This is a genomic window from Sporosarcina sp. P3 (assembly GCF_002743415.1).
Lineage (GTDB): Bacteria > Bacillota > Bacilli > Bacillales_A > Planococcaceae > Sporosarcina > Sporosarcina ureae_A.
Genome location: NZ_PDZE01000002.1, coordinates 251,449 through 268,807, shown reverse-complemented (window position 1 = coordinate 268,807; position 17,359 = coordinate 251,449). Strand labels below are relative to the sequence as shown.

General features: G+C 40.6%; 16 protein-coding genes. 1 reads left to right on the top strand and 15 read right to left on the bottom strand.

Annotation, left to right across the window (positions count from 1 at the left end; genetic code table 11):
• The 4 genes from tkt to yneA form a co-directional block, all read right to left on the bottom strand.
• On the bottom strand, nucleotides 1-2,007 hold the full coding sequence (gene tkt, locus CSV61_RS03465) for a transketolase (RefSeq protein ID WP_099638111.1): 2,007 nt from the start codon (nucleotides 2,005-2,007) through the stop codon (nucleotides 1-3).
• A 108-nt stretch (nucleotides 2,008-2,115) separates the two neighbouring features.
• Nucleotides 2,116-2,352 carry a DUF896 domain-containing protein gene (locus CSV61_RS03460; protein ID WP_099638110.1) on the bottom strand — a complete coding sequence of 79 codons (237 nt, stop codon included), beginning with the start codon at nucleotides 2,350-2,352 and terminating at the stop codon, nucleotides 2,116-2,118.
• Between the two features lie 67 nt (nucleotides 2,353-2,419).
• Entirely contained in the window at nucleotides 2,420-3,073 is a 654-nt protein-coding gene (locus CSV61_RS03455) for a YneB family resolvase-like protein (protein WP_083035507.1), read from the bottom strand.
• Entirely contained in the window at nucleotides 3,070-3,396 is a 327-nt protein-coding gene (yneA, locus tag CSV61_RS03450) for a cell division suppressor protein YneA (RefSeq protein WP_099638109.1), read from the bottom strand. Before yneA ends, CSV61_RS03455 begins: the two co-directional genes overlap by 4 nt.
• A gap of 195 nt (nucleotides 3,397-3,591) precedes the next feature.
• On the opposite strand from yneA, the gene lexA reads away from it, so the two are divergent.
• Complete coding sequence (lexA, locus tag CSV61_RS03445; protein ID WP_083035505.1) at nucleotides 3,592-4,212, top strand: transcriptional repressor LexA; 621 nt, start codon at nucleotides 3,592-3,594, stop codon at nucleotides 4,210-4,212.
• A 52-nt stretch (nucleotides 4,213-4,264) separates the two neighbouring features.
• On the opposite strand, the gene CSV61_RS03440 is transcribed toward lexA, so the two are convergent.
• From CSV61_RS03440 to miaB, 11 genes are all read right to left on the bottom strand, one after another.
• Nucleotides 4,265-5,524 carry a methionine gamma-lyase family protein gene (locus CSV61_RS03440; protein WP_099638108.1) on the bottom strand — a complete coding sequence of 420 codons (1,260 nt, stop codon included), beginning with the start codon at nucleotides 5,522-5,524 and terminating at the stop codon, nucleotides 4,265-4,267.
• Nucleotides 5,525-5,618: 94 nt separating this feature from the next.
• A complete protein-coding gene (hfq, locus tag CSV61_RS03435; protein WP_083035503.1) occupies nucleotides 5,619-5,843 on the bottom strand; it encodes an RNA chaperone Hfq in 225 nt (74 codons plus the stop codon).
• Between the two features lie 40 nt (nucleotides 5,844-5,883).
• Nucleotides 5,884-6,816 (bottom strand): tRNA (adenosine(37)-N6)-dimethylallyltransferase MiaA, encoded by a 933-nt coding sequence (miaA, locus tag CSV61_RS03430; RefSeq protein ID WP_099638107.1) that lies wholly within the window; start codon nucleotides 6,814-6,816, stop codon nucleotides 5,884-5,886.
• Nucleotides 6,800-7,726 carry an alpha/beta hydrolase gene (locus tag CSV61_RS03425; protein ID WP_099638106.1) on the bottom strand — a complete coding sequence of 309 codons (927 nt, stop codon included), beginning with the start codon at nucleotides 7,724-7,726 and terminating at the stop codon, nucleotides 6,800-6,802. Before CSV61_RS03425 ends, miaA begins: the two co-directional genes overlap by 17 nt.
• Nucleotides 7,723-9,363: a glycerol-3-phosphate dehydrogenase/oxidase gene (locus tag CSV61_RS03420; RefSeq protein ID WP_099638105.1), complete on the bottom strand. Its 1,641-nt coding sequence runs from the start codon at nucleotides 9,361-9,363 to the stop codon at nucleotides 7,723-7,725. Before CSV61_RS03420 ends, CSV61_RS03425 begins: the two co-directional genes overlap by 4 nt.
• A gap of 27 nt (nucleotides 9,364-9,390) precedes the next feature.
• The gene (mutL, locus tag CSV61_RS03415; RefSeq protein ID WP_099638104.1) at nucleotides 9,391-11,217 is read right to left on the bottom strand and encodes a DNA mismatch repair endonuclease MutL; all 1,827 of its coding nucleotides are present in this window, start codon (nucleotides 11,215-11,217) and stop codon (nucleotides 9,391-9,393) included.
• Nucleotides 11,218-11,222: 5 nt separating this feature from the next.
• Complete coding sequence (mutS, locus tag CSV61_RS03410; protein WP_099638103.1) at nucleotides 11,223-13,790, bottom strand: DNA mismatch repair protein MutS; 2,568 nt, start codon at nucleotides 13,788-13,790, stop codon at nucleotides 11,223-11,225.
• A 203-nt stretch (nucleotides 13,791-13,993) separates the two neighbouring features.
• Nucleotides 13,994-14,494: an immunoglobulin-like domain-containing protein gene (locus tag CSV61_RS03405; protein WP_099638102.1), complete on the bottom strand. Its 501-nt coding sequence runs from the start codon at nucleotides 14,492-14,494 to the stop codon at nucleotides 13,994-13,996.
• A gap of 107 nt (nucleotides 14,495-14,601) precedes the next feature.
• Nucleotides 14,602-15,156, bottom strand: coding sequence for an outer spore coat protein CotE (cotE, locus tag CSV61_RS03400; RefSeq protein ID WP_099638101.1), 555 nt, complete (start codon nucleotides 15,154-15,156; stop codon nucleotides 14,602-14,604).
• A gap of 119 nt (nucleotides 15,157-15,275) precedes the next feature.
• Entirely contained in the window at nucleotides 15,276-15,710 is a 435-nt protein-coding gene (locus CSV61_RS03395) for a YlbF/YmcA family competence regulator (protein WP_083035495.1), read from the bottom strand.
• Entirely contained in the window at nucleotides 15,710-17,257 is a 1,548-nt protein-coding gene (gene miaB / locus CSV61_RS03390) for a tRNA (N6-isopentenyl adenosine(37)-C2)-methylthiotransferase MiaB (protein WP_083035494.1), read from the bottom strand. Before miaB ends, CSV61_RS03395 begins: the two co-directional genes overlap by 1 nt.
• Nucleotides 17,258-17,359 lie beyond the last annotated feature (102 nt).

Below are 17,359 nucleotides of genomic sequence, written 5' to 3'. Positions count from 1 at the left end.
TTAATTATTTAATAGATTTGTCATTTCTTTTACAACATTATCTACAGTAAAACCATACTTTTCAATGACTAAGTCGCCAGGCGCACTCGCACCGAATGTATCGATTGCCATGACAGTTCCTTCATCGCCTGTGTATTTATGCCAGCCGAGGGAAGCTCCCATCTCGATCGCTACTCTCTTTTTAATATTCTTTGGAAGTACTGAATCTTTATATGCTTGATCCTGCTTTTCAAACAGATCCCATGAAGGCATAGAAACAACACTGACGTCAATATTCTGTTCTTTAAGTGCTTTCTGGGCTTCAACTGCAAGACTAACCTCTGAACCGCTTGCAAGCAGTAAACCGTCCGCTTGTTCTTTAGTAGCAGGTGATACGACATACGCACCTTTTGGTACATATTGCATAGCAAGTTCTTGTGATTTCGGTAATACTTCAAGGTTTTGTCTAGACAGTACTAAGACTGTCGGTGTGTCTTTCGAAGTGGCAGCTATATGCCATGCTGCAGATGTTTCGTTTCCATCCGCAGGACGGATGATAGATAATCCAGGCATTGCACGTAATGAAGCCAATTGTTCAACAGGTTCATGAGTAGGTCCATCTTCTCCAACCGCCACACTGTCATGTGTAAAGACATATGTTACAGGTAAGCCCATTAATGCTGACAGACGGATAGCAGGACGTACATAGTCGCTAAACACGAAAAATGTTCCGCCAAATACTTTCACTCCACCGTGAAGCGTCATGCCGTTAAGAGCAGTACCCATCGCGAACTCACGCACACCAAACCAGATATTACGACCTGAATAGTTTTCGGCAGAAAAATCTTCCGCGTTTTTAATCGTCGTCTTATTTGAACCGGCAAGATCCGCACTACCACCGAATAAAGCAGGTATTGCTTTTGCAAGGGCATTGATTGATTCTCCAGATGCTGAACGAGTCGCAACAGAAGCACCTGCTTCATAAACTGGCATTTGTTCTTTTAAATCGCCTGGAAGTTCATTTGCAATTGCTTGTTTAAACTGTGCTGCTAATTCTTTATGTTCATTTTCATAGCTTGCGAATAATTCATTCCATTGTTGCTCTGATTGAACACCCAATTGATCAGTCGCTGAATTAAAGCGGTCATAGACTTCTTCAGGTACATAGAAGTCCTCTTCGAATGTCCACTTATAATACTCTTTCGTAAGTGCCATTTCATCTTCACCTAAAGGTGCACCGTGTGCATCTGCTTTACCAGACTTGTTTGGCGAACCATAGCCGATCACAGTTTTCACTTCAATGATTGTCGGCCCGCCTGTATTACCTTTTGCTTTTTCAATTGCATCAGAAACGGATTTTGTATCATTGCCGTCTTCTACACGTGCATAGTTCCAGCCATATGATTCAAAACGCTTTCTAATGTTTTCTGAGAATGACATATCCAAATCGCCATCTAAAGAAATGTCGTTACTATCATATAGCACAATCAGTTTATTTAATTGAAGGTGACCCGCCATAGAGATTGCCTCTGCCGCTACACCTTCCATCAAATCTCCGTCTCCGCATAATGCATAAGTGTAGTGATCGACAATATCAAAACCAGGTTTGTTATATGTTGCGGCTAGATGTTTTTCAGCCATTGCCATGCCTACAGCCATACCAATTCCTTGTCCAAGCGGCCCTGTCGTCGCTTCAACTCCTACTGTATGTCCATACTCTGGATGTCCTGGGGTTTTTGAATCCCATTGTCTGAAATTCTTTATGTCCTCAATTGTCAAGCCGTAGCCGCTTAGATGCAGCAAGCTGTAGAGTAACATCGAGCCGTGTCCTGCTGAAAGTACGAAACGGTCACGATTGAACCATTGAGGGTTTGATGGGTTATGATGTAAATGTTGCGTCCATAATGTGTAAGCCATCGGTGCTGCACCCATTGGTAATCCCGGGTGACCAGAATTTGCTTTTTCAATCGCATCGATTGATAATGTTCGGATTGTCGTTATTGCCAGTTGATCGATTTTTTCGGTCATGCTGTACATCCTTTCCATCCTGCCTCTTATGAGTGTTTTATAGTACGTATTCCTTCTCTAGTGTAGTCAATTCCAGAGTTAATTACAATGTTAATCCTTTGCCTATCATCAATTTAACGGCTTTTGGTTCTCTCTTGCCTGTTTGACTTTTTCAGGTGTTACATCATTTCCTTCTGGATCTACTACTTTGACTGATTCAATGGTTTCACGCATACTTGAACGGAATGTTTCCAAGTATTCCTTTCTTAGCTGTGTCTGTTCTTTTGCTTCTTCAATCGATAATCCTGTTGTTTTCTTTTTATTCGCCAATTCATTAATACGTTTTATTTTCTTTTCCGGTAGCATCTTTAAAAACCTCCATAAGTTAGTCGTTTAATAAAATGTAAACAACCTGAAGGAAAAGTGCAACCTATTAGTGTTCCTGTGCGATAAACTCTTTATATCTTCTATGAACTGTTGCTTTGCTAACCGAATGACCTAAACCATTTAATACGGTTGCAATTTCTTCGTATGTGAGACCTTTGTTACGAAGAGAGACAATTTCTTCTATCGGAAGCTCTAGTCTTTCACGTCCCGGCCCTTGGTCAATATTTCGCAAATTTTTCGATGGATCAAAGCCTCTGTCAACAGCACGCTTCATTCCTCTACGTATCTTTGCATTATGTAGTTTTCGTTGATATTCTTCTACGATTGCAAGAATTTCTAGTAACATTGAATCCATTTCATTCAGCTCTATCGTACCATTTGAATGATTGGTAATTACAGTCGCTTCACTTTTAGCAATTACATGCAAAATCGCAACCCTAGCATTCCCACGTCCTAATCGCGTTTCATCCTGAATGAATACCGCATCCACAGTATCGTTTTGGATTTGATCCAACATGGATAGAAGACCTTCACGATCCATATCATATCCACTTTGCCGATCAGTATAGACTCCCACACATTCATAAGATAGCTCAGTAGCTAATTTTTCAAGTTCTTCCTGCTGTCTTACAATAGATTGTTCTTGTGTTTCTTTTTCTGTACTCACACGGCAGTATATTACACATTTCTTTTCTGTCATTTAGATCCCACTCCAATTTCAGCTACCCGGATATCTGTTTGTTTATTAATTTTAACAGGCACACGTAGTAATTCACCTGAAACGATTTGATCAGTAGGTAATTCGTTTAATGAACGTACTTGTTCGATCCAGTGGGTGGTCGGTATATCTTCTGAGTAGTTAGAAGCCAGCTGCCATAGTGTATCTCCTTCATTAATAACGATTTCCATATAGTGATCTTCCTCCGCAATCTTATCGAATTGAACCCAAGCGAAAGATACACAAACCGCTATTAATACTGCGAAATAATAATTGTTTTTGATAAATTCTTTTATAAACTCCATTGTAACTCCTCCTCTAATTCGTACATTAAGAATACACGTTCGGAATACTTGTTCTTAATTATAAGAGAACGTATGATTCCATGTCAAGTAAAATTAGAACCTTTGTTTGATTAGTAATCGAACACATGTTATACTATATTCAAAATAGTGGTTCAGTATACCATTGCTCGCAAACTAGTAGAAGAGGTGAATTTGTTGAAGAAAATATCAAAAAGACAAGAAGAAATACTTGCTTTCATAAAAGATGAAGTGCGTTTAAAAGGTTATCCCCCTTCCGTTCGTGAAATTGGAGAAGCTGTAGGACTTGCATCAAGTTCTACGGTTCACGGTCACTTATCACGGCTCGAGAGTAAAGGTTTTATACGCAGGGACCCGACAAAACCTCGTGCTATCGAAGTTTTGGATCCAGAAGGGTTAGATGAATTAAAAAATGGCGTTATGCATGTTCCGTTGATTGGTAAAGTTACAGCAGGCAATCCAATTACGACGATTGAAAATATTGAGGAGTACTTCCCATTGCCGGATACATTTGGTTCTTCAGAGGATGAAATTTTTATGTTGGAGATTGTAGGAGATAGCATGATTGAAGCCGGCATCCTAAACGGAGACCGTGTGATTGTTAGACAAACGCACTCTGCAAGCAATGGTGAAATTGTCGTAGCTATGACAGAAGAAGATGAATCAACCGTTAAACGTTTCTTTAAAGAAAAAGATTATTTTAGACTCCAACCAGAAAACTCTTCTATGGAGCCGATCATTGTAGATCAAGTGTCCATTTTAGGAAAAGTAATCGGTGTATTCCGGATGATTCATTAATGATAAAAAAGTGTATCGAGAAACCTCAAGAGGTTTTCGATACACTTTTTCTTTATACCAACTTCTTTTCAAGCAATTGTTCCATTGAATCTAGTACTGCAGATTTCACATGCTCATACGTCAATCCGCCTTGAATATATGCTGTGTATGGCGGTCTGATTGGGCCGTCAGCTGTCAATTCAATACTGGAACCTTGAATGAACGTACCCGCGGCCATAATGACGTCATCTGCATAACCGGGCATGTAGGATGGCTCTGGGGCATATTGCGCGTTAACTGGTGAGTTTTGCTGGATCATCTGACAGAACGCTATCATTTGCTCAGCGTTTAAAAAGTTCACTGATTGAATTAAATCCGTTCGGAGCTCACTGTAATGCGGTGTCGTATCCATACCGAAGCTACCGAAAAATGCCGATGTGAATAACGCACCTTTCACCGCCTGACTGACTGTGTGTGGTGCTAAGAAGAATCCTTGATACATCTCAAGTAACGTATCGAGTGAAGCCCCTGCTTCAGCTCCAAGGCCTGGAGAAGTCATGCGATAAGCACACTTCTCAACCAAGTCTTTCCTGCCTGCAATGTAACCACCTGTTCGGGCAAGTCCACCACCTGGATTTTTTATGAGTGAGCCCGCCATTAGGTCCGCTCCAACTTCTACGGGCTCTTTCATTTCCACGAATTCTCCATAGCAATTATCTACAAAGATCACGACATCTTCTTTTATTTTGCGGATCTCGTTAATAATCGCTTCAATTTCATGAATTCTGAATGATGGATTGCTAGAATAGCCCTTCGAACGTTGGATTGCTACGACTTTCGTCTTCGCCGAAATTGTCTTTTTTGCTTTCTCGTAATCGACAGAACCGTCTTCTTTCAAATCAATATGCTGATAGGAAATGTGGAAATCTTCAAGTGAACCCGTATCTTTACCGTTGCCAGAAATGATAGACTCCAACGTATCGTATGGTTTACCTGTAATATAAAGAAGTTCATCACCTGGTCGCAATACCCCAAACAAGCTAATCGTAATAGCATGCGTGCCCGAAATAATTTGATTTCTTACAAGGCAGTCTTCCGCTCCGAATACATCCGAATACACTTGCTCTAATACATCACGACCACTGTCATCATAACCATAACCTGTTGAACCTGATAAATGAAAATCGCTTACTTGATTTTTTTTGAATGCATGTAAGACTTTTCTTTGATTAAAAAACGCAATTTCTTCTACTTTCCTCACATATGGAGCGATGAGTTCTTCCGCTTTTTGTGATGTAGTGAGTAATTCTTCATTAATGGGTGTCATTTGCATGTGTAGTACCTCATTTCATTTGATCATATTCTATTTTACCAGATGAAGTCTATATACCAAATGAAAGACAACAAAAAAACAGGCAAGCGCCTGTTTATTGTTCATCTTTTAAAATAACTGGTTTTGTAGGAGCATACGTAGAAATAGCATGCTTATAAATAAGCTGTTGTTTACCATCTGTTTCTAATAACACCGTATAATTATCATACGACTTGATAAGACCTTTCAACTGAAAACCATTTAGTAAAAAAATTGTAACAAAAGTGTTGTTCTTACGTAAAGAATTCAAAAACGTATCTTGCATGTTTCCCTGTGCCATTCAATTGCCTCCTTGTCTCTATTAATTAGTTATTCCATACTTACTTCTGATAATCCTTTATTATCTGACAAGTTATTTGGAAAATTTCTTCACTCGATTGATTCGCATCTACCCACTGGACGGGCAATTTATTACGGAAGTAGGTCAGCTGCCTTTTTGCATAATTACGTGTGTTTTTCATTATCGCTTCTATTGCCTGCTCTTTTGTCAATAGTCCGTCAAAGTAGGAAATCAGTTCTTTATAGCCTATCGCTTGTACGGATTGAGTTTGACGGATTCCTTTATTCCAGAGTTGCTGTACCTCATTAAGTAATCCCGCTTCAACCATTTGTTCTACACGCAGATCGATTCGTTCATACAGTAACTCCCTAGGAAGATCTAGTCCAATAATTAAGGAGTGATACATAGGTTGATTCCCTTGCTGTTGTTCATGGTCTTGTTTTGTTTGGCCCGTCACTTCGAGTATCTCCAGTGCACGGACTAGACGTCTATGATTATTCGGATGAATTTTCTCTGCACTTTTCAGATCCAATTCTGCTAACCTCGCATGCAATACATCTGCCCCTTCTACTTCAAGCTCTCGTTCTAAACGCGCTCTCACTTCAGGATTAGCTGCTTGTTCTGTAAATCGATAATCAAACAAAACCGACTGAACATACATTCCACTGCCGCCAACAATAATAGGTAGTTTCCCACGTGATCGAATATCGTCAATCCATTGCCTGACAGCTAGTTGATATTCCGCTACAGAAAATGATTCTGTCGGTTCTTTTACATCAAAGAAATGATGCGGGATCCCCTGCATTTCAGAATGATGAATCTTAGCCGTACCGATATCCAATTCTTTATATACTTGCATTGCATCACCGTTAATGATTTCCCCATTAAATCGTTTTGCAAGTGCCACGCTAAGCGCTGTTTTCCCTGAAGCAGTCGGTCCTACTACTGCTAGTACATCAACGGGTAAGTTCATGTCGTTTCATCCATTCCACGATAGTTGTATAAACTTGTTTATAATTTGTTTCTTGTAGCATTTCATGTCTTCCACCTTCATATAGCTGAACGGTGACGTATTGTTGATTAGCTTTATCGAATTGTTTGGCTACTTTCCATACACCTTTAGCACGGTCCCCGACCAAGTCATCTGTGCCAGAAAGTAATAAAATCGGTAATTCATTCGGGATGTTTAGTAGGAATTCAGGCACTTCCAATGAATTCATTCCTTCAATTAACACACGAAACAGTTGAGCAGTTGGCACAAATCCACATGCCCCGTCCTCTTCGTAATCAACTACACTCTCCACGTCGCGTGATAGCCAAGCAAATTCACTTTCACCAGGAAATTGTTTCGAATAATTACCGAAGACCAAACTGTTCAAGAACTCATCCGGTTGCTCTTTTGGGAATTTATTTTCTCTATACGAAGCCAATGCAATCGCAGCATGTGCAGTAAGCTCAGAATTGGTTCCAGTACCCGACAGGATGACTTTGCTTAGCGTAGAGCCGTATAGCTGAATATAGCGCCTTGCAACGAAAGAACCCATACTATGTCCGAGTAGCACTACCGGTAGCTCTGGGTATTGTAGTTGATACACTTGATTCACTTCAAACGTATCATCTACTAATTGGTCAAATGTAGCAGACTTACCTATATAGCCGTAAACAAAACCGTTTCCCGTAGCTGTCTTACCGTGACCTCTTTGGTCATGCAACGTTACGACATACCCTTGTGACTGCATGTACTCTGCGAATCGTTTATAGCGACCGCTATGTTCAGCCAATCCGTGAATGATATGCACACGGGCAACCGGCTTAGTATCAGGTGTATAACTTGTACTATACACTTTAGTGCCATCACGCATTTCAATCCACTGGTCTGTCATGAACTTGCACTTCCTTTCGCTTCTGCAATCGCATTTTTCAAATCATTAGCATGAATAGATTTCTCACTGTCTGTATAATGCAACAGCTTTGCCATATAGTCCGTTACTTGTGTCGCTAATGATTCCACAACTTCGATCTGGAAATATAGATCCCCTTTTCTGCGGATAAAGAAATCACTTGGCGATGTGACCATTTCATGATGAATTCCATATAAGATCTCTGCACGCAAACTGATTGGCAAATTGTTCTCCTCTGCTGAAATCGCGTGGGCGAATTGAAAAACCTTTTCACTATTTCTTCCATAAAATGAAGCAAGACGCGCTCCTTGCTGTGTAGTTAATCCGAACTGAGGTGCTCGTGCTGCCTGTAATTCAATAAATTTCCTTAAGGCTTCATCGTCTATGAAATCACTTCCTGATACGGGGATATTCTTCGTTTCACATGGCTTGATAGACGGCTTTTCTAGTTGTTCATTAATTCGATCCACTACAATTTCCGCCATTTGTCGATAGCCTGTTAATTTTCCCCCTGCAATCGTCAGTAATCCAGGAACTGTTTCCCACACTTCATCTCTTCTTGAAATCTCAGATGCATCCTTGCCGTCTTGCGCAATCAATGGTCGAATGCCGGCCCATGTGGATTCCACATGTTGGCGTTGCAAATGAATGCTTGGGAAAATTTCGCGAACTGCTTCAATGATGTAGTGTATATCATCTTCTGTCGCTATAGGATGCTGTTTATCATCCGAATAAAATGTATCAGTCGTACCGATATACGTTTTATTATCCCGTGGAATGGCGAATAACATTCGGCCATCCGAGTTATCAAAATAAATTGCTTGTTGCAACGGGAATATAGATTGATCTACTACAATATGGGCACCTTTCGTAATGTGTAATCGCTTTTTATGCTTGCTGCTGATTTTCTTTTGTAGTTCGTCAACCCATGGACCGGATGCATTGATTACCATTGAAGCCGCCACGGAAAATCGTTCACCCGTTAGTTGATCACTTAAGACTGCTCCAACGACACGATCTTTCTCAAAGTTAAATTGTTCGCACTTCATATAGTTCAGACAAAGCGCACCTTTTTCTGCCGCTTTCTTCAGTACCTCAATTGTCAAACGCGCATCATCCGTCTGATACTCCACATAATGACCGCCACCTTTTAACCGCTCTTTTTTCAGTAATGGTTCAAGTTCAGCCGTTTCTTCTTTCGTCAACATCTCACGGCGTTCTGCAGGCTTTACACCTGCTAGTAAATCGTAGACGAGAAGCCCAGCAGAAGTGGAGTACTTGCCATACGTTCCTTTTTGATAGATCGGCAATAGCATAGGTCTTGATTTCGTGATATTTCTAGAATTACGGAAAACGATTTCTCGTTCCTTTCCCGTTTCTGCCACTATTTTCACTTCTAATTGTTTTAAATAGCGTAAACCACCATGTATCAGTTTTGTTGAACGGCTAGATGTTCCTGCTGCAAAGTCTTGCATATCAATCAGGGCAACCGAAAATCCTCTCGCAGCCGCATCCAATGCGATTCCTGCACCTGTGATCCCTCCACCGACAACTAAAACATCGAATGAAAAGTTTCTCAAGTCCTGAATTCTGCTCGATCTTTCTAATGTAGAAAACATACAATCGCTCCTTTCTGATGTGCTATGTTACATCACTCGTTTAAACATCTTCTCCAATTCATACGTTGTAAAATGGATCAATACCGGACGACCATGCGGACATGTATATGGATTATGACAAGCCCCTAGATCCGTGAGTAAGCGTTCCATATCTTCTTGCCTTAAGTAATAATTTGCTTTGATCGATTTTTTACAACTCATCATAATTGCGCTTTCTTCACGCAATTTCTCGACGTCGACTTTGCGTTTCTCGAGTACTTGCTCAATCATTTCTTCTATGATCGAAGTTGCTTGTCCTTCAGGGAACCAAGAAGGATACTCTTTTACGGTATATGTCGCTGGACCGAACGCTTCTAAAAATACACCGACTTCTTCCAATGCATCTTTACACTCTTCTATTTTTACTTGTTCATCAGCTGAGTAATGAAAAACTAGTGGCAAAAGTAATTGCTGACGTTCACCTGCATCCACTTGGCCAAGTTTCACTTTAAAGTATTCATATTTAATTCGTTCTTGCGCTGCGTGCTGGTCGATTAAATAAAACCCATCTTCATTTTGCGCCACTATATACGTTCCGTGAACTTGTCCGATCGGTGCGATTGAAGGGAAATGACTCTTCTCCTGCTGTTCCTGTTCATAGACAATAGGCTCTTGTGGCACGGGTTCTTCCTGCTGTTCAAAAATAGCTTCAGGAAAGACTGGCGTGGGTTGCTTTATAATAGGCTCTTCCGCAGGAACAATGGATGGTTGTATTTCTCGTCCTTCTAACGGAACCGTCACTTCAGGCCGACGATAGGAAGGTGTCCAAATCGTCTGTTGTTCTGAGTCCCTTTTAACAGACTTTTCTTTCTTTACAGCGTCAGGGATAATAGTGACTCCTTGAATGGCCTCCCTGATTGCTCCTTTTATCAAGGAGAGTAATTCTCCTTCTTTACTAATACGAATATGCCGCTTCGCGGGATGTACGTTGACATCTGTCAAAATGGGATCTGCTGTAATATCAATAACTGCAATTGGATACCTACCAATAGGCAAGTACGTATGCATCGCATCAATAGCTGCTTGCGTTCCTGCATAGCTTTTAATCCAACGTCCATTCATTAAAAGTGAAATATAATTTTTAGATGCACGTGTCATCTCAGGAAGGGTAATAAAACCTTTCACCTTGAAATCAGCATCTTCTTTTTGGAACGGTATCATTTTCCGCGCAACTCCGACACCGTATATATCTGATAATACCCGTAATATGTCTCCTGAACCCGATGTTCTAAGAACTTCATGATGATCGTGAGTGAGTGTAAAAGAAATGTCAGGATGACTTAGTGCTAATCGATTCAATAAATCTATCGTATGTCCGAGTTCCGTCTGAATGGTTTTCATATATTTCAAACGTGCTGGTGTGTTGAAGAATAGATGTTGAATAAGAAAGTCTGTGCCTTTTCGTAAAGCCCCCGCTTGATATTTCAGTACTTTACCGCCCTCAATCTCTACAACAGCCCCGTCTATGCCATCCGAAGTCCATAACGATACTTTTGATACTGCCGCGATACTTGCTAATGCCTCTCCGCGAAAACCGAGCGTACGTATTCGAAACAAGTCATGCTCATTAGTTATTTTACTAGTAGCATGCCTTTCGAAACAGAGGATTGCATCCTCTTCGGACATACCCTTGCCGTTATCGGTCACTCGAATGGAAGACAACCCTGCTTCGACGAGAGTTACTTCAATTTTGGTACTTTGCGCATCAATCGCATTTTCCACTAGTTCCTTGACGATGGAAGCAGGACGTTCCACCACTTCTCCCGCCGCAATTTTATTGGCCAGTGTGTCTTCCATGATGTGAATTTGATTCATCCGCTTCACCCCTTCTTCTCAGTTGTCAAACGTTCTTTCCACTCCATTATTTTTTGCATCGTTTGCATCGGTGTCATATTCATCAAATCTACGGCTTCGATTTCATCAAGTAATTTTTGTGTTTCCACAGAAGCAGTCGGTTCACTATCCGTATCAAACAAAGCGAGCTGCTCTGACACAGAAGAGACGCCTTTCGTTGTACTATCTTCTTCAAATCGCTGTAATAAGGTTTTCGCACGTCCCACAACGTCGGCAGGTAGACCTGCTAGCTCAGCTACATGAATTCCGTAGCTTCGATCGGCTGCACCGGGTAATACTTTATGAAGGAATACGACTTTACCATTTTGCTCTTTGGCCGCGACATGGACATTTAATAAGCGATCTAATACATCCTCCAATTGTGTGAGTTCATGATAGTGTGTAGAAAATAGTGTGTTAGCTCCGATTTCCTCATGGATATATTCCATCATGGCTTGTGCAAGTGCCATCCCGTCATACGTTGAAGTGCCACGCCCGATCTCATCAAACAACAAAAGGCTATGAGACGACGCATGAGCCAATGCATATTGAGACTCCATCATTTCCATCATGAATGTACTCTGTCCAGATGCTACGTCATCTGCTGCTCCTATTCGTGTGAAGATTTGATCTGTAATAGGCAGTGTAGCCGTTTCACAAGGGACGAAACAACCGATTTGAGCCATCACTACAGTCAAAGCTACTTGACGCATATACGTACTTTTACCCGACATATTAGGACCCGTAATAAGCAACATATTTTCCTCTTCAGCTAGCGTACACGAATTTGGGATATACAGTGAATGATTCATCATTTTTTCAACGACTGGATGCCGGCCGTTTTGAATGTCGACTGCCTTCCCTGTATGGAATTCTGGCCGAACATATTGATTCTTTTCGGACACTTTAGCAAATGATAGCAAAACGTCCAGTTCACTAATCACAGAAGCTAATTGTTGAATTCGTTGTACATCGTCCTTCACTTGTTCGCGAATCGACTGGAATAAGTCCAGCTCTAATGTCTGGCTGTCCGCTTCCGCGTTTAGAATTAGTTCTTCTTTTTCTTTTAGCTCCGTCGTTATGTATCGCTCCGCGTTCGCTAGTGTCTGCTTACGTTCATAGCGAGATAAGTCAGCTAAATGAATATTGGATTTAGTAATTTCGATATAATACCCAAAGACCCGATTATAGCCGATTTTCAAAGTTTTTATTCCCGTCAGTTGTCGCTCTTTCTGCTCAAGCTGTGCTAGCCATGTCTTTCCGTTACGGGATGCATTTCGAAGCTCATCTAACTTTTCATGATAGCCGTCCAAAATTAATCCACCGTCTTTACTAGATATCGGTGGGTTTACTGCAATAGCATCTGATAATAGTTGGAATGTTTCCCCACAAGGGTCCATACGATCAGCAAAACGCTGCAACATAGGACGCTTCGATTCTTCAAGCAATTGTTTTAGTTTCGGTATATGTGACAAGGAATTTCGTAGTTGCGCTAGATCGCGTGCACTTGCACTGCCCATAGAAATTCTTCCCGCAAGTCGTTCTACATCGTAGACTTCATGTAATTCTTCTAATAACTCTTCACGCAAGAAATACTCATCAACTAAATTATTTACAGTTTCCAGACGTTCTTCAATCGCTTGGCGCTGCGCCAAAGGCTGATGAATCCACATCCGTAACTTCCTCGCACCCATCGCGGTAACAGTTTCGTCGAGTACCCAGAATAATGTCCCTTCTTTTTTGCCGGTCCGAATCGTTTGCACGAGCTCTAAATTTCGCATTGAGTTCGCATCAATTGATAACTTTGCATCTTTCTCTATATAAATGAAAGGTCGAATATGACCGAAAACCATTTTTTGCATACGAAGTAGATACGATTGCAATTTACGGCAAGCTTCCTGTAGTTCTTTTGGGAGATGATCATATGTATCGTGACCAATTGACCCCGAATGCTCCGTATCTTCAATTGAAAGCATAATTTCGCGGCTTTCGAACAGTTCTGCCAAAATAACATGAAGTTGTTGATCAACAATAATTTCCTTCATGCCAAGCGCTTCAATTTCTGCCAGTAGCGTTCGCTCACTTCCTTCAATCAACTCTACTTTTCCTTCCCCAGTACCAACATCAAGATACGCTAATGCGTAACATTGATCGCCCAAGCTATCGATAGCACCGATGAAATGATTGGCCTCGACATCAATCGTTTTACCTTCCGTTAATGTACCAGGTGTAATAACTTTAACGACTTCACGTTTCACAATTCCTTTAACGTTTCGCGGATCTTCCATTTGTTCACATATCGCTACTTTATGACCTTTGTGGATTAATGTTTCAATATATCCGGTAGCGGAATGATAAGGTATGCCGCACATCGGTATACGTTCTCGTGCACCTGAATCCCTGCTCGTTAACGTAATTTCTAATAATGCAGATGCATTAACCGCATCCTCAAAAAACATTTCATAGAAATCTCCTAAACGGAAGAATAGAAATGCGTCTGTATATTGCTCTTTAATTTTCAAATATTGTTGCATCATTGGTGTATGTTCAGACATGGTAAACCCTCTTTTTCTCGCTCATTTTCTATACATTATACCAAACACCTTTAAACTTAACGAATCAAAAGGGGTCGATGTAGTTTAAAAAGGAAGATAGACATAGCTGGATAAATGAATCATTCTGTAGAAAACAAATAAAAACCATCCCCGCTTTTGATAAGCCAAGATAGTTTATTATTTTCTATACCAGTATTCTACTATTATGCTATTCCGTGCTTAGAAGTCACTGTAAATGGAACGGCGAGTATTACTGTATAATGGGGAGCTACAGGTTTCAAAAATATTTTCACTAGTCGATACTGACCGGGTACGAGTGTCACTCCAAGAGTTTCTACAGAAAATGATTGTTGGATATCCTTGCCTGGCGCGAGCAAATAACCCAGATTAGTAAAACGTGGATTTTCATAGAACACGGAATCAGAATGCGTTAACGTATACCACTCGTCATTTTTGAATACTTCTATTTGATAGTATTCACCATATTCATAACTGGTTTGGCTATCATTCTTCAATATCGTATGGAATAACGGCATGCCTTCCTCGTATTGATGTTCAGAGATCAAGAATGTCAAACCCCGCTCATGTGATTTCAGTTCCTGTTGCGGCGAAGGGGCTGTGAGAGTTTGTAATGTATTTCCTTTCCCACATGACGTCAGCAGTGTCAAGGCAAATAGAAGTATAAGCCATTTTAACTTTACCATAGGATCCCTCCTATCTATAGATTACATCTATTATTGTAAAATTAACTTGACCCACATCATTTCTTCTACTGATTACAAAAGAAAAAAAGCCGGTGAATCTCCGGCTTTTAAAATGGTGAATCTTTACGTGGTGGTTGGTGAGGCCTCTCTTGATTCGGCACTTCTTTATTCGTTTTATCTTCCATCACCACAGATGAAGACTCAGATTCTAGTATTGGCCATTCTTCATCATGTGGATGAGGATGAATGGTTACAGAAACTTTTGTCTCACCGATCATCTCGACTAATAATTCCCTTTCAATAGAAATTGAAAAGTTTTGGCCACATTCAGAAATACTAGCCTCTGTACAGTTAGGATGCTGTAATACTGTGACAATCGTTTCCTCTTTAGCCGATGTCGGCTCATCGCGATAATGCAATGCGATCTTATCCTTATAAGGTACCGACTCAGTAAAGACAGATGTTTTGGAATGATCATGATGTGAGTACCAAACATTCACATCAAAACTACCTGTTACTTCCACATGTGAACCGACTTTCTTGGCTTGTTGCGTGTGATTAATCACCCAACACCCTAATATGCTGGAAGGACGATTAGGCGGCTTCAGCAGCTCAGTAGTTTCTGATCGATGCTTCCCTTTGGCGATAACAGCTTTCGTCACAATTTGTCGTAAGTTTTTCAGTTTTCTTCCTCCTTCTTTGGCTTCTATCCATCCTATGCAACAGCAGCCCAAAAATTGAAAAAATCGGCAAGGAATTTTCTCCTTAGCCGATTTTATATTTAAGACAATGATTTTTTCTGTGTATTCTTTACATATGAGCCTGTTTCGCCGCGCAATAAATCGCCGCCTGTTGATTCAATAATTTCATCTGTTACACTGTTTGCGATTGTATTGGAAACCAGTTGCAGCAAGTCATTCACTTCGTCTTGAGACTGTTTGAATTCTTGTACCAATGGAATCGCATCAATTTCACCTTGAACTTGTTCGATTTTCTTTTCGATCGCTTTTAGTGCACGTTCTTTTTCGTAGTTTTGGAAGTTCACTGCCTGTGTTTGAAGAGATTTCATACTAGCAATTTTTTCACGTACTTTTTGATTTTCATTGATTTGAGCTTCTGCACGCTTATAAAATTCAACTTCCTCTGTATTTGCCAACATATGTGCCAAATCACGTGCTTTTTCTATAATTTCGTCTTTCGTAAACTTCTTTTCCATTATGACATCACCTTTTCCTCTTTGACCACTCCGATGAATTCACCGTTAAGTGACCATGATTTTGCTTCTTTAATTTGAACTTCCACTATCTTACCGATTACAGAACGCGGCCCTACAAAGTTTACCAGCTTGCTTTTTTCTGTATAACCGGCGAGTACATCAGGGTTCTTCTTACTTTCCCCTTCAACCAGCACTTTTACAATCTGTCCTTCATATGGCTTCATCGCTTCTGCAGACAGTTCGTTTACCAGCTTGTTTAGACGCTGTAAACGCTCCTTTTTCACTTCCATTGTTACATTATCCTGCATCTTCGCAGCCGGTGTTCCTTCACGCGGTGAATAGATATATGTGAACGCCATATCGAAACCGACTTCACGATAAAGAGACATCGTTTCTTCAAACTGTTCGTCTGTTTCATTGGGGAATCCAACAATTATATCTGTTGTCAATGACGCAGTAGGAATCGCAGTTTTAATTTTATTTACTAACTCCAAGTAACTTTCGCGTGTGTATTTACGAGCCATAATTTTCAGCATATCGGATGAACCTGACTGAACGGGCAGATGAATATGATCGACAAGATTGCCACCTTTTGCGAGCACTTCAATTAAGTGATCATCGAAGTCACGCGGATGACTCGTTGTGAAACGAATCCGGGGTATATCAATCAAACGCAGGGCATCCATCAGGTCACCCAGCCGGTAATTGATATCATCAAAGTCTTTGCCGTACGCATTAACGTTCTGACCAAGCAAGGTAATCTCTTTATATCCCTCTGCAGCCAGCTGACGGACTTCCTGAATGATGTCATCCGGTCGTCTGCTGCGTTCTTTTCCGCGTGTATACGGCACGATACAGTACGTACAGAACTTATCGCATCCATACATAATATTAACCCATGCTTTCACCTTGCCGTTACGAACCTTCGGTAAATCTTCAATCACGTCGCCTTCTTTTGACCACACTTCTATGACCATCTCTTTTGACATATAGGCTTCATGTAAAATGTTCGGCAAACGATGGATATTATGTGTTCCAAAAATCATATCTACTTGATCATACGTTTTTAAAATTTTATTTACAACGGATTCCTCTTGCGACATGCAACCACAAACGCCGATTAACAAATCAGGGTTTGTCAATTTGAGTGGTTTATAATGACCTAATTCACCAAACACTTTATTTTCAGCATTTTCACGGATTGCGCATGTATTGAGTAATATAACATCTGCTTCTTTTACATTATCAGTTGCATCATATCCTAATGCCATTAGAATCCCTGCGATCACTTCCGTATCGTGTTCGTTCATTTGACAGCCAAATGTTCGAATAAAGAACTTTCGACCTTGTCCCATTCCTCTAAAGCGTTGATCTATTTGAAAGTTATCGTGATATTCCACTTCTTCTTTCCCGCGTTTTTTTGCGTCTTTTAGAGAAGGCCCGCTATACACAGACTCGAAGTATTTGCTATAGTCTTTCTCTTTAATGTCTGGTTTTGAATTATTTTTTGTAGCGAGTCCAGCTTGCAAGCGCTGTTCTTCATTCATTGTAGAAGCCCCTTTCTATTACTTATCGGGAAATAAGCATACATGATGTTATTATACTGAAGTTTTGTCTGATATGACAGCAATGCGGGAAAATGTCGCTGG